The sequence below is a fragment of the Bdellovibrio bacteriovorus genome (genome assembly GCF_001592755.1).
In the GTDB taxonomy this organism is placed as follows: domain Bacteria; phylum Bdellovibrionota; class Bdellovibrionia; order Bdellovibrionales; family Bdellovibrionaceae; genus Bdellovibrio; species Bdellovibrio bacteriovorus_E.
Window position 1 is genome coordinate 121,765 of record NZ_LUKF01000014.1, and the last position, 17,592, is coordinate 139,356.

The following is a 17,592-nucleotide window of genomic DNA, read 5'->3' on the forward strand; positions in this document are numbered from 1 at the left end:
AACCAGTCCAGCTGCGCGGCCCGAAGGCCGCTGCGCTTCCTCGGCAAAGCCGGTTAAGCTGCTTTAGTTGCCACAGCTGGAGTCAGAAGTCCACGACTGTTCCAAGTCGTCATGCAATCATTCCAGAATTTTTCTTTTAGTTTGATATCTGCAGGGCCCATTTTCACTTTTGGGAAATCCTGTTTTGTGAAGTGCTCAGTGAAATGAGCTTCGTCACATGCGCGTACGATCTTCAACATCAGGTTGAAGTGAGCCTCTGTCATTGGCTTATTATCCACGAGCATTTTTCTGAGACCAGCCTCTGGCGTGTGCAATAAAAAATTATAGAGGTTTGGTACATCATAAGTTTGACTCATTTTGAAACTCCCTTTGTTTTGTTTCATTCCTCATATCGGCGAATCAAAAGGGGAGCTTGAACGATTATTTAGGACCATGGTCCTAGTGTGGCTGATTAATAATTTTTCAGTTTATCCAGACTTGCCGATCATCCAGGAAAAATGGTCCAGGTAAAGTCTAGGTTCCCTTAAGTCCTAAGACCTAGCTCCGATCTAGGAGGCATGAAAACACAAAAAATCAATACAAACATCTTGGCAGCTTTGATCGCAACAACACTTTTCTCTAGCTCAACATACGCAATGGCTAAAAAGCCAGTTAGCGGTGGCGGAGGCACGAAACCTCCTACGACGACTCCAAGCAATCCGACGACACCAACACCGCCTACGCGTGAACCTGCGGCTGTCACGGACTCTATCACTCCAGAAGGTTTCAATGTCTTTACTGAAGTTTCTTATCCGGTGGGTTCGGTTGTTGATACCAACTACAAAAACTACCGTGAATTGATCCCGACAAGAAATGCGCAACAAGCGCATGCGACGGACATGTGTGATACGAACCTAGACCAAAACGATCGTTTCTCTGATCGCATTTCTTATGCGGTGGAACTAAAAATGCAGCCGGCGAAAGCGCAACTTGGTTATGTCGCTTCTTACTTCGGTTTGAACAGTGACGTAAATACTTACCTGCCAAACAGTTTGATTTCACACCCATTGTGTAATGTGACTTCATCGACTTTGAACACGACTTTGAACGGCAAGAATGTTCCCGGCGCTTCAACGATCAAAAAAATCAATGAGTTTGCAGACCGCATGAACTCGTATCGTCGTGAAGCTTTGTCTGGAAACAGAGAAGGTTACGTGAAAGCTTCTAAGCTTTGGTCAAAATTCATGATGTGTCTTTCTTATATGGAATCTTTAACGACAGCGGACAACTCAAAATCTCAAAGCGTGGCAGCGAAGTATGCTCCATCAGGCTATCGTCGTCCTGCAGGCGTGAACTTCTACGAAGACCCTTATCAACCGGCAGAGTCTCGTTTGAACATCGGTCTATTTCAATTCACTCCGGATGCAGGTGGCAATATCCAGGCTTGTATTCGTGAATGGAATGCTCTTTATCCAAAATGCGGTATCTCTCAAAAAGCCAGCCAGTCTGAATTGATCCGCATCTTGGGAAGCTCGCTGCAAACATTCAACTCATTCTGTGCCGCTTCGAAGGTGACAGGTTCCTTTGCGGTGCAAGTGAATACGACGAAGTCGGCGAACACTCATCCATATAATGTTAACTCTAATGGAAAATTGAAAGCTCCGGCAGAGCGTTGCGTGAGCCCGCACATGGCCGTGGGTCGCTCTTACAACCACTTCGGTCCTTTCCAAAATACTTCGGGCTATACAACTGAAACCATCATCAACTGTGCGTTGACGGGTGAATACTAAAAAGCGGGTCAACAGGCCTCAAAAAGAAAAAACCCTGATGTTTCCATCAGGGTTTTTTTTATTTAGTCTTGTCCAAGTTTTGGGATACTGCGAATCATTCTTTCTAAAAAGCCGTTGATTTGCGGCTTTTCATTTTCGTTGAATTCGCTCCAGAACTGCGTGATGCGCTGATGGTAATGCGGCATAATTTCATCGCAAAGAGCACGCCCCTTATCTGTCAAAAGGATCACGAAAGAACGTCCGTCTTTTTCATGCGTCGTTCTTTTTACGATGTCGGCTTTTTCTAAACTATTAATCAATCCAGAAATCGTCGCTTGAGTGACGCCCACTTTTTGCGCCAGCTCTGAGGGCATCATACCTTGAGTGGCTCTTTGAAGCAGAATCATCAAAGTAAAACGACCCGAAGACAGACTGTAGCGAGAAAAGAAGCTGTCCAAGTTGATTTCCATTTCCGTTGTCACCTTGCGAAGCAAGATGTGTGAATACAACGTCAATGAATCCATATCAGGATAAAGAGGACTTTCAGATTTTTCGAGGGCTTCCCGAGTCGGAATCTCGGTAAAGTAGAGCTTTGCCATAGTGAATTCTCCGATCTGTGAGGTTAAGCGGGCCTTAGTAGTTTAATTAGGGGTCTAATAAAGCGCAAGGAAAAGGACGCAATAACAGCACAGATTCTAATTTAGAGTCGCATTCGCAAGCTAAATGAGAAGAGAATTGACGAAAAAAAAATGGAAGGACGAAATCCTTCCATTCCCATAAGTTTTCCTAAAGACGAATCTTACTCGAGAGTGTAAACAACCACTTTCACAGAATCTTTAGCTGCAAGAGAACGTCCCAAGCAAGCGCGAGATGCTTCGAAAGTTGAAGATCTTTCTTTCGTACCGAAAGTGATCAACAATACGCCGTTCATTGTTTCGCCATAAACTTGGCAACGCTCATCATCCAATCTGAAAGCGCGACCTTTGCTCACAGGAATTTCACCAGCAGCCGTGTACTTGATTGCGCAAGAAAAGAAGCTTTGAGGTTTGTCTGTTTCACCAGACACGTTTTTCAAGCAAGTCGCGTTAACGTCGTTGATCTCTCTTTCAACAGCGATCACGTTTCCAACTTTGCGATCATTAGCTTGAGCAGAGAAAGCCAAAAGCATAGAAGCTACAACAAAAAATAATTTCATAAATCCCTCCGTAAATAGACAACGATAGCCTTTCACCTTTTCAGGGAAGCTCAAGGTCTTTGGCACCGTGTCTATAAGAAATTATTCCGCGTCAGGATGAGTGGATTCGAACTTCAGGGCCCCGATAGACCACAATACGGCCTGGTGAGCCACCCAGCAGAGCAGAATTATGAACGAGATAGAAACTTCGTAGGGCATAAAACCTCCGTGGAAAGCAGTCCTACAGAGGATTTTAGGCTTTAAAGGCATGGGGAATCAAAGAGACCGAATTTGTATTTAGACAGGATCAGGAATGGTCACAATCAAGGCGCGGTCTTTCAAAACCACCATCGTGTGTTCAAATTGAGCTGTGCGATATTCGCGCCCTGCAACCAGCGTCCAGTGATCTGGCTCTTCATCAACGACACGGGCCCCGGTAGAAACAAACGGCTCAATCGTGATGACGTGGCCTTCCTTCAATTTTCTTTTGTCGCGCTTGTCATAATAAGCCGCGATGAATTTCGGTTCCTCGTGCAGACCGCGACCCACACCGTGACTTCCCAGATTCTCAATCACCGTGTAGCCGTTTTCAGTCGCCACTTTTTCGATTTGATAGCCGATCATGTTGATATAAGCGTCGGCTTTCACAATGCTGATCGCCGCTTCCAAGGCTTGTTTTGTAACATCCAACAAACGTTGATCTGCGGATTTACCGGGAGGAATAATAAAAGAGCCGCCGTTATCAGCGTAGTAACCATCCAACTCAGCGGAAACGTCGATGTTAATTAAATCGCCTCGTTGAATTTGCTTTTGAGATGACGGAACGCCATGCGCGACCTCGTGATTTAAGCTGATGCAATTGTAACCGGGAAAATTGTAAGTCAGCATAGGGCCCGAGCGTGCGCCATGCTTTTCTAGGAATTTTCCACCTAGCTCATCAAGCTCTTTGGTCGTCATGCCAGGCTCGATAGAGCGCGCCATGTAATGCAGACAATTTGCGACGACCTTGCCAATTTTTTTTAGACCTTCGAGATCTGCTTCCGTCTTTACGATCATGCAAGGCTAGTTATACACTGATCCGGATGAAAAAAGCCACTGCGCAAAGATATTTCCTGAAGAAACACGGGGCTAAGAAACTTTTACCTAAGGTTTCCACCTCGGATAATAAATCTTCGCGCGGTCGCAGCCTGATCTTAGCGGGAAGTAGCGAGTATCCCGGTGCGGGTGTCTTAGCGGCGAAGGCGGCGCTTCGTACGGGAAGCGGTTACGTCACGTTAGCGCAAAAAAACATCGCCGTCTCTTCGTTAGAAAACCCAGATTTTTTGCTTTGTGATCTTAATAAAAAATCGTGGCAGGAAATAAATTTCGATGTGGTTTTAGTAGGACCGGGTTTTGGAGTAAATAGCTTCACGGCCCAGATCATTCGCGAACTCAAAAATAAACAAATAGAGAAAGTCATTCTAGATGCCGACGCTCTTACGGTGTGTGCAAATGAAAATCTATTTCCTTTGCCGTCTTCGTGGATCGTCACTCCACATACGGGAGAACTTGCGCGCTGTTTGAAAATCAGTGTCGAAGAAATCAATGCCGATCGCTATAAAGCGGCTCGCCGAGCTCAGGATCTTTTTCAGTGTGTGGTGATTTTAAAGGGACATGAAACTTTGATCGCGAATCGCCAAAGAATCTATACCAATAAAACCGGGAACGCGGCCTTGGCAAAGTCAGGGACGGGGGATGTGCTGGCGGGAATATTAACCGCTTTACGCGGGCAGGGACTGACTGCCACTCAGGCGGCCGTTTTAGGGGTTTACATCCATGGGGCGACGGCCAATCTTTGGGCTTCGCGCAAGAAGGACCTTCTCTCGATGATGGCCTCGGATGTAATCGAATATATCCCATCTGTACTGCGTATTCTTCGAGGTAATTGAAAAAAGTTCTCACTAGCGGGACTGACACAACCTTGTCTTTCCTTTTTGCGGGCTCCTAGGTAAAAACGGCCGCAAACAGGGAGAATTTCATGAATAAAGGGCTTTTGCTCGCAGCTCTTGTGACTTGGTCTTTCGCGGCCCAAGCACAAACTTCTACCACGACACTTTCAACGACTTCTTCAGCTTCCAGCTCTGAAGTAGTGAACCAAGAATCCACGATGAAAGTGGACAGCGTTCTAAAAAATAAAAAATTCGAAGACGATAAAGACATCACAGATTCTCGTTTGAAAGCGGACTCTGGATCTCTTTCTAGATACTCTCTGAAATTTTCTTTGTCTTACTACGGTCCTCCGATCGGTGACCTTTCTAACAAAAAACAACCGAATCCAGATGGATCTATCGGCAACAACGACACATCATTAAGCGGTTCTATCAGCGGTCGTTACCGTCTTGATAGCAAAAGCGCGATCAGCATGGGAACAGGTGTAAGTGCTTTAACTCCGTTCCACGGTTCTGAGCGTACAGATGTTAAAACGCCTTTCGTGAACTACGATCGCAACACACGTCTTGGTAACGTACAAATGAGAAACTCTTACGGAGTTTCTGTAACGACAGTTCAAGAGTACATCGATGTTGGTCAGTATGCGACTTTGAGCTACGACAACTCCTTGGTTTACAACTTGGGCGCTTCTGGTTTTGCGGTAGGTATGGATGCGAGCTTAAGCTACTTCCTTTACAACCGTGATTACCAAGCCAAAGACCGCACCGCGGGCCGCTACTACCTTGGCTGGTACCCACAAGTGAAATACAACGTCACAGACAAATTCAACATGTACACGTCCGTTGCTGTTGGTTTCACAAACCCACGTGCTCGTGAAGACCAATTCGCGATGCTCAACAGAACAACAAGCCAACGCTTGGGCGCTGGTTACGCTTTCACACGCGACATCTATCTTTCAACATTCTTGAACTTCTACCCGAAAGATCTAAGAACTGAATCCACAACAGTCAGCTTCTCAACAGTCTTCTCGATCCTATAGGTGCCTGCTTCTTTTTTGGGTCTACACCGCGTAAAAGTTAAAAAGGGAACTCACTGAGTTCCCTTTTTTATTTCTTAACAGTCACCAACGACGCTTCTATAGCGGCTTTCGCTGTATCAAAAATAAATTTTCGCTAAAATCCCTGACGATCTTCTAAACACTGCTCGAAGTTTGATCAGCATTTCTTGTTTCAATCCAAGAATCGCCGCGATTTTTTAAAATTTTGAAAAATTCCCCTCAACTCTACAAAGGTCCAGCCGATAAGTTTACTACCTTGAATGAAAGGAGCCTTGAATGGCGAAATCCAAAGTAGTACGTCACGAATATATTCTTAGTCAGGAGATTCGTGAATTGGCTCTACACAGGGAGACAGGTCCACCTTGAAAGAATAATTAATAGGTGAAATTGGTGAAACCAGAATCGCAAGGGATTCTGGTTTTTTTATTTTTAATTCTGTGGTCCCAAGCTGCGCAAACGATTCAGCAGATCAATCACCATCATATAAGTGAGTCCCCACAACGGTGGGTCCCGATCCAAATAAATCGCCGGCAAGTGATGATCATGGCCGTTGTCGCGCTTGATCTTGTAGTGAGTCTGCCGTTGAGGATTCTGGATTTCTTTTAAGGGAATCCAAAAGAAATCGGCGACTTCGGAAGCGTCCAAGGTCAGCGCGAAATCACGATTCGTATAAAAGACAAACGGACGAATATAGAAATCCAGCATAGAGCCCGATTTGCGCGCCTGCACATCGTCCAAGCGGCCTAATAAATCATCGGCGGTCAGATCGACACCGACTTCCTCTTTGGTTTCGCGAAGCGCGGCATCCAAATCCGTCTTATCGTAAGTTTCACGAATACCACCGGGAAATGCCAGATGTCCCGCCCAACGATCTTCGGGGTGAAAAGCTCTTTGAATAAACGCGATCTCCAACTGCTCGTACGAGGTGCCGCGCAAGATCGCCGCGACACAAGCGTGACGTGTCAATTTGGATGCAAGATCCACGGGAGGTTGAGACTGAAAAAGAGAATGAAGTATGTCTTTCAAGGTAAAATCCTTCGCAAGTTCTAGCATAGCACGAGGCGAAGCAGAATCTTAGATTTTCATCTTGTTTTCAGTGAGGTCGAAGGACACTCTAGACTCTGGACAAGGTCCCCGGATTTCAGCAAAACAAAGGACCACTTATTAGGAGGACTTAAAGATGAAAACTCTACTAGCTATCGCGGTACTTTTCGCAGGTTCGATTTCTTTCGCGGCACCGGATTGCACAAAAGAAGCAAAAGACAAATGGATGCCAGAAGCCAAAATGAAAGAGATGATTTTGTCTCAAGGCTATAAAATCAAAAAATTTAAAATTGATGGCAACTGCTATGAAATCTACGGCTGGGATAAAGCGGGCGCGAAAGTAGAAATCTACTTCAACCCGGTAGATGGCTCTATCGTAAAAGAATACAAAAAGTAATTTTGCTTTTGATCAAGGGACCAGGAATGAATGCCGTCGAAAAAAGAATCTACGTTTGGGATCCTTTTATCCGCGTATTTCATTGGACGCTGGTCCTTTGCATTTTTCTAAATTATTTCATCACCGAAGAAGGGGACACGGTGCACGAGGTGATTGGTTACATCGCCGCCGGCTTCGTTGTCGCTCGTATCATTTGGGGATTTATCGGTGGTCCTAACGCCCAATTTCGTAACTGGTTTGCAAGCCCGGTGACGGTTTTCAAATATCTGCGCCATTATAAAAATCGTAAAGCCTATGTGACCCACAATCCTATCGCCGGTTGGATGATGGTTTTTTTGTTAGCGTGTGTGATTGGATTAGGCGTGACGGGTTACATGATGGGAACTGACACTTACTTCGGCGAAGAATGGGTGGAAGAACTTCATCACAATATCGGCAATGTGATGATGGGCGGGGTGGCCATTCACGTTCTTGGTGTACTTCTAGCCAGCTACCACGAGAAACAGAATCTCGTGGCAGGCATGATTCACGGTTATAAAAATCAAAAAGATTAACGGCAGTCGCGACGAGACACAGTCTCAGAAGTTTCGCTGCAGCTGACGATACGGCAGTTGTTGTAGCGATATTGACATTGATAGATAGCGTCTCTTTCAGAGCTATAGCGATCAGGTCCACGGCCTTGCATTGTCATGCGGTAGCCACGGTAATCCGTTCCTTCCGCCGTGCATGAATAGAAACTTGATTTACATGTCTCTACGCAGTTGCCATGCTTCGCTAAACACTCTCGACAGCTTCCGTGTCCACCCCAGTGTTCTTCCCAGCCATCGTCAGTGGCAGAACATGTGACGTTCGGGCGATGTGGTTCATAAGGGCCTGGACGACCTGGGCGATCTGGTTTGATCCAACCAAAGATGCCAGCAGCAAAGGCATTTGCTGTGAATAGTGTGATCATTAAAACGGTGGTTAGTGCTTTCATGGTTTTCCCTCCAAGTTGGTTAACAAAGAGGGATATTTCAAAGAGGATGCCAAAGAATTCAGAGTCACTCTGACACTTAAATTAGATAAAGCAGAATGCAGAAGTACTGACACGCGCTGCCAGCAAGAACGAAAAGATGCCAGATGCCATGAAAGTGTCGGACCTTTTCATCAAAAAGAAAAAAGATAATACCCACCGTGTACAGGATTCCGCCCAGAGTCAGCCACACCATCGCCGCCGTCGATAAAGCCGCAGTCAAAGGTTTAAGAGCGACGACAATCAACCATCCCATCACAACATAGATAATCATGGAGGGAGTGCGCGTGCGATGAGCCAAGGTCAGCTCGTAGATGATTCCCAAAGCAGCGAGTGTCCAGTTGATCCCAAAAATCCACCAACCCCAAGGACCGCGCAAAGTGATCAAGGTAAAAGGAGTGTAAGTTCCTGCGATCAGAAGATAGATCGCGATGTGATCCAGCTTTTGCAAAACCTTTTTCGCGCGACCTTGCATGCTGTGATAAAGAGTCGAGATCGTATAAAGAAAAACAAGCATGCCACCATAAACACTGGTGCCAACGATCTTCCACACGTCACCATGCATACTTGCTAAAGTCACAAGTACGGAAGTGCCGGCCACAGACAATGCGGCACCGACAAGATGTGTGATACTGTTAAAGCGTTCACCGTGGTAGATAGGGCCTCCAGTGAATTAAGAATATCACAAATTTCGATTTAGAGATGAGTTACAAAAAATTACGCTAAAAATTAGGACAGATGAAAGCTCTTTAAGAACAGAGCTTTCATCTAATTTTAAGCCGCATGTTTGTCTTTGATAAGGACGATCCAAGCGGCAAAACAAACGACGGCCGCAAAGAAATAAGGTGCGCCTGGAATATAAACTCCAGTTTTGTCAGCCGTGAAGATCGCAAATAGTTTCGTAGTTACAAGGGGATTGATGATCGCGGCAAGACTCGTCAAACTGACCAAAGTTCCTTGAAGCTCTCCCTGCTCCTGCGGTGGAGTATTATGAGTCACTAAAGACTGAAGTGCAGGACCACAAACCCAGAATACTGATGACGCCGTTAAAATCGCATACATCATCCAGCCTTGATTCGCTAAGCCATAAAAAATGCAAGCAACGCCAAAACCTACTGTTCCCCACACAACTGTTCGGCGTTCTCCCAATTTGGGAATTAAAAGACGTGTGAGCCAACCTTGAGAAATCGCAGAAAGAACTCCGACCAAGGCCAATGACAACCCGACCTCGGAAGTCGTCCAACCAAAGCGTGTTTCTGTATACAACGTCCAAATAGACGGATGAGTTTGCCCGGCAAGTTGAAAGCAGAAGTAAACAATCAATAACGCCAACAAATGCTTGGCTTGAAAGATTTTAGAAAGCGAGCTGAAGGGATTTGTTTTTTGCAAAACCACTTTGCGTCGCATTTCTTGCGGTAAAGATTCTGGCAGAATGAAAAAACCAAAAAGGAAGTTCAGTAAATTCATTCCCGCTGCCACCAAGAATGGATAGTGCGCGCCGTAGTGACCCAAAAGTCCGCCGATTGCTGGGCCGATAATAAAACCCAGACCAAAAGCAGCGCCGATCATACCGAAGTTTGCAGAGCGATTGCTATCATCGCTAACATCCGCGATATAGGCCATAGCAACCGTGATGTTCGCGCCTGTTAGGCCCGCCAAGATACGTCCAATAAATAAAATTTCAATCGTTGGTGCATAGGCCATCAGAATGTAATCGATGCCGGCGACAAACAAAGAAACCAAAAGCACGGAACGTCGGCCGAAGCGATCTGAGAGCGCTCCCAATAATGGTGAAGCTACGAACTGCATGAGCGCATAGATAGAAATAAAATAACCGAAGTATTCAGACACCGAAGTTTCGCTGGATACAAAACGTCTCATGATATCGGGAAGGGACGGGATCACTAGACCCACGCCGATCATGTCCAAAGTCACTGTAATAAAAATGAAGAGCAGTCCTGCTTTTGATTTTGTCATAAAAATGAGGCTACGAAAGTGCCTTAATTTTGTCAGCAATAAGATTTGGGGGCCAAGCGATTTTCTTTAACCGGAAGGGCGGACTGCCGCATCTTACTTATAAGAACGGGAGGGCAAGGATGCGCTTCTTAATAGCTTTAATAACTTTGACGGGATCGATCTCTTTTGCGGAAGTTAAAAACTTTAACGGTTTGGTGGCAGAGGCCACTCAACAAGAAAAGAGGATGCATAGAAAGCTACTTCAATCGATACAGAATGTTCAGGTGTCTATTGCGTATAACGATAAAATAGAACAGATTCGATCGGCCCGGGAGCCCGCTTCAGAAGCGATCAAGGTTCGACTGGTGTCGGCAGAATAAAAAAAGGGGATCGTAAGATCCCCTTTTTGTTTTTTCTTATTTAGAAGAAAAATTAGTAACGAGAACGACCACCGCGATCGCCGCCGCCGAAGCCGCCGCGAGAGTTACCGCGACCGCCACCGAAACCGCCACCGCGATTTTCACGAGGAGCCATTGGTTTAGCTTCGCTTACGTTCATGTTACGGCCACCTTGTTCAGAGCCGTTCAATTTTTCGATAGCTGTTTGAGCTTCTTCGTCAGAAGCCATTTCAACGAAACCGAAACCTTTGCTACGACCTGTTTCGCGATCAGTGATGATGCGAGCAGATTCAACTGTGCCGAATTGTGCAAAGATGTCGCCCAAAGATTGATCATCTAGTGAATAAGAAAGATTTCCAACGTACAATTTTTTGCCCATTATTTCCTCCGTAGGATGGGGGACTCTTAAGGGAATGAGCACTATGCTTTTCACACTAAAGAAGACCGATAATTGCTGAAACTGTTTGTAGCCTGCCTGTCTTTAAATTGAAAGAGGAAAGAAAGAGAAAATAAAAAATGATTGGGTAATCGATAATAATCGCCCTCAAATCGTTTATATTTGAGCCTAGACCTTTTGGTAGGTCCTATGCGGTCTTATTTTCAAGGCGTTTTAGGTAACTTTTCAGGTTCAAAAGGGCCCTATCGGGGTTGCCCCCACCCAAAACATACAGGTCCAAACCCAATGCATAGATAAATACATCCTCCGCGAACTTCTTCATGCGGGAGGGGAGAAGTTCGCGGAGGGAGCCGATCACCTGTTCATTTTCATGCAGACGCGAGGTCTTTCGCGGGTTCTGCAACGTCGAAATCAAACTCAAACGCCGATCGTCTTTGTTTGAGCTTTGCAAAGAAGAGTGCCACGCCTGACACACAAGAGCTTTCCAGTTTTTTTGGGGAGGGGCGCTGGAAAGATCCTTATGCAGCCGTGGCTCAAGAAGCTTTTGACATTCGTTAATCAAATTTTCTTTCGTGCCGAAGTGATGCACCAGCATGCGTGTGGTGGTGTGAAGCTGTCTGGCCACTTCGTTCAAGGACAAGTCCCAGGCGCCGTGTTTGCGAAACACTTTGAGAGTTGCTTTTAGAATTTCTTCGCGTCGTGCGAAATCCTTAGGTCTTGCCATGAATCTCCATTCATGTACTAATTAGTTCATAAATGATTTTAGATAGCAACAGAATTTTAATTTTTCGAAAGAAAAGTGATGAAATTACCAGAAGAGTTTCAAAAAAATATCTGTGAAGTTTATGGCGACATCGGAAGACAATGGCTTGTAAATCTTCCACTGCATTTGCAGGCTCTGTCGCGTAAGTATGATTTGCGTTCGATGATTCCAGTCGCGAACTTAAGCTACAATTACGTCGCGATTGTCGAGAATGCGAAAAATGAAAAGTGGGTTTTGAAAACATCCCCTCAGGGAGCGGATTATCGTAAAGAAACTCTTTGGTTGAAAATGCATTCGGAGGTCGCGCCGCAGGTGCAGATGTTTGATGAGGGATACAATGCCTTCTTCATGGAGTTCATCCCGTCGTCGCACACGCTTCAGGAAACTGTTTATCAAGGCGACGACGATAAAGCCACCGAGGTTTTGGCCGGGCTGATTCATAAGATGTACAGCAAGCCAGCGCCCATTCCCGAAGACATTCCACATTTATCCACATTGATTTCCTCTTTTCAGTTCCTGAAGGGAAAGCTGAGCGACGCTTTTGTGGATAAAGCCCGCACTCTTTGGAAGGATTTGACAGTGGCCCAAACGAGCGATGTCTTTTTGCACGGAGATCTTCATCACGATAACGTCCTCGTGACAGATCGTGGGCCAAAGGTGATCGATCCGCATGGATATCTTGGCGACCCATGCAGTGAAGTGGGCGCTATGATTTACAATCCTCTGGGTTGGGAGGCTTTACATGATGAAAAGCGTTTACGTCGGCGCTTAGAAATCTTGGGTGAAGTTTTGCCATTTGATAAAAAGAAAATCCGCGCCTGGGCTTTTGCAAAGACGATGCTTTCGATGGCTTGGACCGTCGAAGGATCAGGCCGTGTGCCGCCTCACGAATTAAGAATTGCAGAAATTTTAGAAAATGAACTCTGACAATATGCCAAAGGTTCCGGGCGGGTTTCTTGCCTGAGAATTGGGGTCGTGTTCGAATGAAGAAAAAGGATGAAGTCATGAAAATGTTAAGAAAAGCTGATTACGAAATCATGCCTTGGAAAAATGGAATAGGAGTGACTTCTCAGATCGACATTTACCCTGATTCGGCACAATTCCCAGACGGGGACTTTCTGTGGAGACTCAGTTCAGCGACGGTGTCAGCATCGGCGCCTTTTTCAAAGTTTGATAACTGCGATCGCCTGCTCGCGGTGTGGAAGGGAAAAGGCATGAAGTTGAATGATCATGATTTGCCTCCGCTCACGCCTTACAAATTTTCCGGGGACTCGGCGATGGAAGGTGTATTGAAAGATGGCGAGGTGATGGATTTGGGGATTATCTATCGCCGCGGAAAAGTGTCTGTCGATATGACTTCAGAAGAGTTTACCAAAGAGGTTGTGGCGATGACGTTAGCGCCAGGATTCCACTACTTTTTCTGTGTTTCCGGCAGCATGGCCGTGGGACAAAATCTTTTAGAAGAAGGCGATACCGTGCGGGTGGATGGTGCTCAGGCCGTGAAACTATCCGGCAAATTAGGCACGAAGTATTTCCACATTGCAGCAATGCCACGCTGATGCGGCAGCTCCTCGCTTCCCAAGGACTAGATCATGTGCTCTAGTACGGTCTATTTAAAGCAAGTGAGGACTCATGAAAAAGGCCAGCAAAAAGGCGATGTCGCCACGGACTCAAGCAATTCACGGTGAATTCCAATCCAGCTCGTGGGAGTTTTCTCATCACTTAATTCCACCGATGACGGCATCAACAACATTCCGTCTGGAATCTTTATCTCGCGGAGCTGAAGGCTTTAGCACCTTCGGAGCACAAACTGAATCAGGAAAACCGATTTGGATCTATGACCGTTTAGAAGAACCCACGACGAAAATGTTGGAAGACCAACTGGCGATTCTTGAAAAAGGGGAGTGCGCCATCACTTTTGGAAGTGGCATGGGTGCGATCGCCTCCACTTTCATGTCGTTGCTTAAAACGGGCGAACGCATCGTCGCTCATAAAACTTTATACGGTTGCACCTACAGTCTTATCACCAACTGGCTTCCGCGCTTGGGGGTTCAGAACTCTTTGATTGATGTTAATGACTCGGCTTCTTTGGCAAAGTTATTGGCGGATGAAAGCACGCGAGTTGTTTATTTTGAAACTGTATCAAACCCTATTTTAGAAATAGCCGATTTAGAAAAGATCGTCAGCCTGGTCAAGGCCGCGAATAAGAAAAGAAAAAAGGATCAACAGATTTATACGGTGGTCGACAATACCTTTGCGACTCCTTGGGCCTTAAGACCTCTTGAATGGGGTATTGATTTTGTTATTCAAAGTCTGACGAAAAATATTTCGGGCTTTGGCACCGAGATGGGCGGGGCGGTGATTGCTCCTAAATCTTTTGAAAGCATGTTGCGTGTGGCGCGTAAGGATTTTGGCGCCATCATTCACCCTTATTCTGCTTGGCATATTTTAGTTTATGGTATTTCAACTCAAGCGATTCGTTTTGAACAGCAACAGGCAACGGCTTTAAAAATTGCACAGTTCTTAGAAAAGCATCCTAAAGTGCAAAGTGTGACGTATCCGGGACTGAAAAGTCATCCGCAGTACAAGCTTGCGAAAAAATATTTAAAATCGCCCGAGTCTCAATTTGCTCCAGGCACGATGATTTCCTTCCAGCTTAAAGGCGACATGAAAAAGTGCCAGAAGTTTGTGGATGATATCGCTAAGAACTCCTACGCAATCACTTTAGCCGTCAGCTTGGGTTTAACGAAGACTTTGATCGAAGTTCCGGGCTTTATGACCCACTCGGCGATTCCCAATGAAAAGCGTGGTGAAAGCGGTATTGACCCGCGCGCGATCCGTTTGAGTATTGGTTTAGAGAGTGCGCAAGATATTATTGATGACCTTGCCGAGGCACTTAAAAAGGTTTAGCCGGAACACTGTCTCAAACTAAGAAGTTTCATTCTGAGAAAGTGTTGAAACTGACAGACACTGTAAAAAGCGCTGACGATCAACTGCCATAAACTGGCACTCGCGTTGGTCTCAACATTGCTTTGTAGTGTTTGCATGAGAAATCAAAATGGTCGCGAAAAAAATAAAAGAAGTGCGCTAAAGACAACGGTTCAAGTGTTTGCCGTGGGTGCGATGATGATCGCCGCTAATGCCAGCAATGCGCAGTTGTGCCCTAAAAATATTGCGACGACGACGACGTATTTCGTGCCTCATATTAAGGATTATTGCTCATCGCCGACTCCATGCGCAGCTTTCAAAAAAGAAGTTCGCATGCAGGGTTCGGGCACCTTATCAGGAGGCCGTGTCCTGACTTACACCGGTAAAATCTTGAAAATGGATAATTGCGATACGGCGATTGGAGCGAGCGGAAAGTGCTTGATCCCATTTATTTCCGTAGCGGCGGATCCACGCCATCACAGTATGGGTGATATTATTCAAATGCCTTCTTTAAAAGGAAAGATCATCACTTTGCCTAACGGTAAAAGAATGACTCATCCGGGATATCTAATTGTGCACGATACAGGTGGTGCGATTAAAGGAGCCAACCGCTTTGATATTTTCACTGGCGGCTTCAATATGAATAATGACTTTAATGCCTTTGGAACTTTGGGAAGTCCGGATATGCAAATGGTCGATAAGTCTGATTGCGCTAGCCGTAAGCAGTTCACGGTGATTCGTCGAAGTGCTCCGAATTATGAAAATGCTTTGATTGCCATTGAAGACTCTGTCAGTGAATCTATTGAAGAGAAAAAAGTTATGTATGCTTCAGTTATGGAGTCGGCTCCAGCTCGCGCGGGAATTCAGTAATGAGTAAGACAGTTTTCATATTGGTTTTGTTTTTAAGTATGATGTCCATGGGTGTTGCCAAAGCGGCAGAGAGTTCTGAGATCGATATGTCAGCGCCTCCCTTCTGGATGTCATCCTATGAGGAATTTAAGGACCTTCGTGAAGAGCAGAAAAAATTCTATCTTGAAAAACTGGTTCAAGAGTTCAAGAAGGTGGATGTTTTAGACAAAGTCACTTTGCATGAACTCAAAGAGGCGGCAGAGTGGACACCTTCCTGGAATACCATTCGTCGTAAGCTTTATGTGGCTTGCCAAGATAAAGAAATGGAAAAAACCTGTGAAGAAATTGCGGACCTTCGCATCGCGGCCCTAGAAATGGGATCCCCGCGAGCGCCACAAATAGAGTCCAAATCGAGCGAAAAGCCTCCATCAGACTTAGACGCTAAAAAGAAACCAGAGCCGGCTAAAAACTAAACCTGTCTGCTAAATTACAAACTGCTCATCTAAAAAGCCCGATCTTTGCCTGTCTTTGCATTTGCATATAGACTTAAAGAGTTGGGAGGTCCCATGAGCCGAGCCGTGCGTTTTCAACCAGATCCTTTGGATCATGCCCTTATCGATTATTTGGATGAAGATACCTTTGATCCCACTGCGGTTGGCATCATCCTGAATGAGTCTTTCACTGGCTGTGCCTTGGTGGTGAAGGCCAGTCCCAACCTCGTTCCGAATCAAACTATCAAAGTGAAAGTGGGCCGTTTAGATCCCATGTCAGCACGCGTGGTTTGGATGGAGCCTTTAGACACCACGCTTGTAAAAATCGGTATCGAGTTTTTAGAGAATATTTAAAAGACGTCTTTATAGAACATGCGGTTCGGATTGGCTTCCGTCACTTTGCTGACTTTGAAGTAGATCCGACCGATCTCTCGGCCATCCGTTGTTTCTACACTCACGCGCCATCGACCTTCCGAATAATTCTGCTTTGAAGAAAATCCACGATATCCTGTTTTGCGACCGCCAGCGATACTCATCGGAATTTTATCGGTGGTCTGCCATCCTGCGCGCGGATCCAAATAGTACCAATGCAAAATCACGGAATCACTAAAGCGAGCAGGAGAAAAGATTTGGGCAAAGATGTAAATCGTGTCGCCGGGCTCAGCAGTAAAATCTTGGTCTCCGTGATGCCAGAATTTCCATTGGGGAGTTTCATACGAAAGAATGTATTGTCCTTCGGATTTTTCGACACCATGATATACGCCGATGCTTTGAATCGAAAGTGGCACTGGTGGGATCCAGCCCAAGAAATAAAAAATCAAGAAGAGTGCGACGATGGCTCCACTCGGTGCCAACAATCTTTTTTTAAGATAGTTCAAATCTGTGGTGCGAGACTTTAGCAGAAGAAAAATGCCGTACATCACAAGAACCGTCAGAAGAATGGATAGAAGGAAAGGGACGACACCCACGAAGCCTAAAAGCACAGGAACCGTCATCGAAAAAAACGAAAAAATACAGATCACAAAGAGCGCGATTTTGATTGAGATATCACCCTTACGGATCCTTTGTAATTCGTTAGCAACCATCACCGCCAGCAATAGCACAATAAAAATGATCGAAGAAAACATCGAGGCACTTTTAATAAAGAAAAGCGAATAGATGCTAAGAAGGCTTCCGAAAAGAAAGTGCACCAAAAGCTGGCGATAATCCCAGGCCTTTTCAAAGCGCTTTGGAATTTGGACTAGGCCTTGCGTTGCCAAGAAATCCCAGTAAAGAACCGTCCCTAGAATCAGCAGATAGGCAACCTGTTGACCAATCCCGAAAAGGTTGTCGATATCCGACAGAGTAAAAAGATCAAAAAAGAAACCACCTAAGAAAAAGGCGATATCCACTTTCACTTCGTTTTCTTGATACAGCTTATACAGGCGTTCTTTCAGTGCAGTCATAACC

The 17,592-nt window shown here is 45.5% G+C and carries 23 protein-coding genes; 12 read left to right on the forward strand and 11 right to left on the reverse strand.

Features of this window, described 5'->3' with window-relative positions:
- Positions 1-53: 53 nt before the first annotated feature.
- The gene (locus AZI85_RS08665) at positions 54-356 is read right to left on the reverse strand and encodes a hypothetical protein (RefSeq protein ID WP_155722527.1); all 303 of its coding nucleotides are present in this window, start codon (positions 354-356) and stop codon (positions 54-56) included.
- A 201-nt stretch (positions 357-557) separates the two neighbouring features.
- Between AZI85_RS08665 and AZI85_RS08670 the strand changes: the two genes are divergently transcribed.
- Positions 558-1,769 (forward strand): hypothetical protein, encoded by a 1,212-nt coding sequence (locus AZI85_RS08670; protein ID WP_063243709.1) that lies wholly within the window; start codon positions 558-560, stop codon positions 1,767-1,769.
- Positions 1,770-1,831: 62 nt separating this feature from the next.
- Here the strand turns inward: AZI85_RS08670 and AZI85_RS08675 are convergent, their stop codons facing one another.
- The 3 genes from AZI85_RS08675 to map form a co-directional block, all read right to left on the reverse strand.
- Positions 1,832-2,347 carry a MarR family winged helix-turn-helix transcriptional regulator gene (locus AZI85_RS08675; RefSeq protein WP_063243710.1) on the reverse strand — a complete coding sequence of 172 codons (516 nt, stop codon included), beginning with the start codon at positions 2,345-2,347 and terminating at the stop codon, positions 1,832-1,834.
- Between the two features lie 200 nt (positions 2,348-2,547).
- The gene (locus AZI85_RS08680; protein WP_063243711.1) at positions 2,548-2,943 is read right to left on the reverse strand and encodes a hypothetical protein; all 396 of its coding nucleotides are present in this window, start codon (positions 2,941-2,943) and stop codon (positions 2,548-2,550) included.
- A gap of 276 nt (positions 2,944-3,219) precedes the next feature.
- Positions 3,220-3,978, reverse strand: coding sequence for a type I methionyl aminopeptidase (gene map, locus AZI85_RS08685; RefSeq protein WP_063243712.1), 759 nt, complete (start codon positions 3,976-3,978; stop codon positions 3,220-3,222).
- Positions 3,979-4,004: 26 nt separating this feature from the next.
- Here map and AZI85_RS08690 point away from each other — a divergent pair, with 26 nt between their 5' ends.
- Both AZI85_RS08690 and AZI85_RS08695 read left to right on the forward strand, forming a co-directional pair.
- Positions 4,005-4,850 (forward strand): NAD(P)H-hydrate dehydratase, encoded by an 846-nt coding sequence (locus AZI85_RS08690; RefSeq protein ID WP_063243713.1) that lies wholly within the window; start codon positions 4,005-4,007, stop codon positions 4,848-4,850.
- A gap of 89 nt (positions 4,851-4,939) precedes the next feature.
- Complete coding sequence (locus AZI85_RS08695) at positions 4,940-5,890, forward strand: hypothetical protein (RefSeq protein ID WP_063243714.1); 951 nt, start codon at positions 4,940-4,942, stop codon at positions 5,888-5,890.
- Positions 5,891-6,337: 447 nt separating this feature from the next.
- On the opposite strand, the gene AZI85_RS08700 is transcribed toward AZI85_RS08695, so the two are convergent.
- Positions 6,338-6,934, reverse strand: a complete 597-nt coding sequence (locus AZI85_RS08700) for an NUDIX hydrolase (protein ID WP_253720916.1) — start codon at positions 6,932-6,934, stop codon at positions 6,338-6,340.
- Positions 6,935-7,088: 154 nt separating this feature from the next.
- On the opposite strand from AZI85_RS08700, the gene AZI85_RS08705 reads away from it, so the two are divergent.
- Positions 7,089-7,349, forward strand: coding sequence for a PepSY domain-containing protein (locus AZI85_RS08705; protein ID WP_063243716.1), 261 nt, complete (start codon positions 7,089-7,091; stop codon positions 7,347-7,349).
- Positions 7,350-7,351: 2 nt separating this feature from the next.
- Entirely contained in the window at positions 7,352-7,903 is a 552-nt protein-coding gene (locus AZI85_RS08710; RefSeq protein WP_081110966.1) for a cytochrome b/b6 domain-containing protein, read from the forward strand.
- Here the strand turns inward: AZI85_RS08710 and AZI85_RS08715 are convergent.
- The 3 genes from AZI85_RS08715 to AZI85_RS08725 form a co-directional block, all read right to left on the reverse strand.
- Positions 7,900-8,325, reverse strand: coding sequence for a hypothetical protein (locus AZI85_RS08715; RefSeq protein WP_063243717.1), 426 nt, complete (start codon positions 8,323-8,325; stop codon positions 7,900-7,902). The genes AZI85_RS08710 and AZI85_RS08715 overlap by 4 nt on opposite strands.
- Before the next feature lie 76 nt (positions 8,326-8,401).
- Entirely contained in the window at positions 8,402-9,019 is a 618-nt protein-coding gene (trhA, locus tag AZI85_RS08720) for a PAQR family membrane homeostasis protein TrhA (RefSeq protein ID WP_063243718.1), read from the reverse strand.
- 116 nt (positions 9,020-9,135) lie between these two features.
- The gene (locus AZI85_RS08725; RefSeq protein WP_063243719.1) at positions 9,136-10,338 is read right to left on the reverse strand and encodes a TCR/Tet family MFS transporter; all 1,203 of its coding nucleotides are present in this window, start codon (positions 10,336-10,338) and stop codon (positions 9,136-9,138) included.
- Positions 10,339-10,457: 119 nt separating this feature from the next.
- On the opposite strand from AZI85_RS08725, the gene AZI85_RS08730 reads away from it, so the two are divergent.
- Entirely contained in the window at positions 10,458-10,697 is a 240-nt protein-coding gene (locus tag AZI85_RS08730; protein WP_063243720.1) for a hypothetical protein, read from the forward strand.
- A 52-nt stretch (positions 10,698-10,749) separates the two neighbouring features.
- Here AZI85_RS08730 and AZI85_RS08735 read toward each other — a convergent pair whose 3' ends face one another.
- The gene (locus AZI85_RS08735) at positions 10,750-11,094 is read right to left on the reverse strand and encodes an RNA recognition motif domain-containing protein (RefSeq protein ID WP_063206374.1); all 345 of its coding nucleotides are present in this window, start codon (positions 11,092-11,094) and stop codon (positions 10,750-10,752) included.
- Between the two features lie 205 nt (positions 11,095-11,299).
- A complete protein-coding gene (locus AZI85_RS08740) occupies positions 11,300-11,836 on the reverse strand; it encodes a TetR/AcrR family transcriptional regulator (protein WP_063206375.1) in 537 nt (178 codons plus the stop codon).
- A 78-nt stretch (positions 11,837-11,914) separates the two neighbouring features.
- On the opposite strand from AZI85_RS08740, the gene AZI85_RS08745 reads away from it, so the two are divergent.
- The 6 genes from AZI85_RS08745 (at position 11,915) to AZI85_RS08770 (ending at position 16,497) form a co-directional block, all read left to right on the forward strand.
- Positions 11,915-12,802 (forward strand): aminoglycoside phosphotransferase family protein, encoded by an 888-nt coding sequence (locus AZI85_RS08745; RefSeq protein ID WP_063243721.1) that lies wholly within the window; start codon positions 11,915-11,917, stop codon positions 12,800-12,802.
- A gap of 77 nt (positions 12,803-12,879) precedes the next feature.
- Positions 12,880-13,434, forward strand: a complete 555-nt coding sequence (locus tag AZI85_RS08750; protein ID WP_172795320.1) for a HutD/Ves family protein — start codon at positions 12,880-12,882, stop codon at positions 13,432-13,434.
- Positions 13,435-13,507: 73 nt separating this feature from the next.
- A complete protein-coding gene (locus AZI85_RS08755; RefSeq protein WP_063243723.1) occupies positions 13,508-14,785 on the forward strand; it encodes a trans-sulfuration enzyme family protein in 1,278 nt (425 codons plus the stop codon).
- 135 nt (positions 14,786-14,920) lie between these two features.
- Positions 14,921-15,673 (forward strand): 3D domain-containing protein, encoded by a 753-nt coding sequence (locus tag AZI85_RS08760; RefSeq protein WP_063243724.1) that lies wholly within the window; start codon positions 14,921-14,923, stop codon positions 15,671-15,673.
- Complete coding sequence (locus AZI85_RS08765) at positions 15,673-16,125, forward strand: hypothetical protein (protein WP_063243725.1); 453 nt, start codon at positions 15,673-15,675, stop codon at positions 16,123-16,125. The genes AZI85_RS08760 and AZI85_RS08765 overlap by 1 nt, the downstream gene beginning before the upstream one ends.
- 93 nt (positions 16,126-16,218) lie before the next feature.
- A complete protein-coding gene (locus tag AZI85_RS08770) occupies positions 16,219-16,497 on the forward strand; it encodes a PilZ domain-containing protein (protein WP_063206381.1) in 279 nt (92 codons plus the stop codon).
- Here AZI85_RS08770 and AZI85_RS08775 read toward each other — a convergent pair.
- On the reverse strand, positions 16,494-17,588 hold the full coding sequence (locus tag AZI85_RS08775) for a DUF2914 domain-containing protein (RefSeq protein WP_063243726.1): 1,095 nt from the start codon (positions 17,586-17,588) through the stop codon (positions 16,494-16,496). The genes AZI85_RS08770 and AZI85_RS08775 overlap by 4 nt on opposite strands.
- Positions 17,589-17,592 lie beyond the last annotated feature (4 nt).

Coding starts and splice junctions, on each gene's coding strand:
- AZI85_RS08665 (WP_155722527.1), bottom strand. CDS start 356: ATGAGTCAAACTTATGATGTACCAAACCTCTATAATTTTTTATTGCAC.
- AZI85_RS08750 (WP_172795320.1), top strand. CDS start 12,880: ATGAAAATGTTAAGAAAAGCTGATTACGAAATCATGCCTTGGAAAAAT.
- AZI85_RS08680 (WP_063243711.1), bottom strand. CDS start 2,943: ATGAAATTATTTTTTGTTGTAGCTTCTATGCTTTTGGCTTTCTCTGCT.
- AZI85_RS08740 (WP_063206375.1), bottom strand. CDS start 11,836: ATGGCAAGACCTAAGGATTTCGCACGACGCGAAGAAATTCTAAAAGCA.
- AZI85_RS08770 (WP_063206381.1), top strand. CDS start 16,219: ATGAGCCGAGCCGTGCGTTTTCAACCAGATCCTTTGGATCATGCCCTT.
- AZI85_RS08705 (WP_063243716.1), top strand. CDS start 7,089: ATGAAAACTCTACTAGCTATCGCGGTACTTTTCGCAGGTTCGATTTCT.
- AZI85_RS08765 (WP_063243725.1), top strand. CDS start 15,673: ATGAGTAAGACAGTTTTCATATTGGTTTTGTTTTTAAGTATGATGTCC.
- AZI85_RS08735 (WP_063206374.1), bottom strand. CDS start 11,094: ATGGGCAAAAAATTGTACGTTGGAAATCTTTCTTATTCACTAGATGAT.
- AZI85_RS08675 (WP_063243710.1), bottom strand. CDS start 2,347: ATGGCAAAGCTCTACTTTACCGAGATTCCGACTCGGGAAGCCCTCGAA.
- AZI85_RS08745 (WP_063243721.1), top strand. CDS start 11,915: ATGAAATTACCAGAAGAGTTTCAAAAAAATATCTGTGAAGTTTATGGC.
- AZI85_RS08755 (WP_063243723.1), top strand. CDS start 13,508: ATGAAAAAGGCCAGCAAAAAGGCGATGTCGCCACGGACTCAAGCAATT.
- AZI85_RS08775 (WP_063243726.1), bottom strand. CDS start 17,588: ATGACTGCACTGAAAGAACGCCTGTATAAGCTGTATCAAGAAAACGAA.
- AZI85_RS08730 (WP_063243720.1), top strand. CDS start 10,458: ATGCGCTTCTTAATAGCTTTAATAACTTTGACGGGATCGATCTCTTTT.
- map (WP_063243712.1), bottom strand. CDS start 3,978: ATGATCGTAAAGACGGAAGCAGATCTCGAAGGTCTAAAAAAAATTGGC.
- AZI85_RS08725 (WP_063243719.1), bottom strand. CDS start 10,338: ATGACAAAATCAAAAGCAGGACTGCTCTTCATTTTTATTACAGTGACT.
- AZI85_RS08760 (WP_063243724.1), top strand. CDS start 14,921: ATGAGAAATCAAAATGGTCGCGAAAAAAATAAAAGAAGTGCGCTAAAG.
- AZI85_RS08690 (WP_063243713.1), top strand. CDS start 4,005: ATGAAAAAAGCCACTGCGCAAAGATATTTCCTGAAGAAACACGGGGCT.
- AZI85_RS08695 (WP_063243714.1), top strand. CDS start 4,940: ATGAATAAAGGGCTTTTGCTCGCAGCTCTTGTGACTTGGTCTTTCGCG.
- AZI85_RS08670 (WP_063243709.1), top strand. CDS start 558: ATGAAAACACAAAAAATCAATACAAACATCTTGGCAGCTTTGATCGCA.
- AZI85_RS08715 (WP_063243717.1), bottom strand. CDS start 8,325: ATGAAAGCACTAACCACCGTTTTAATGATCACACTATTCACAGCAAAT.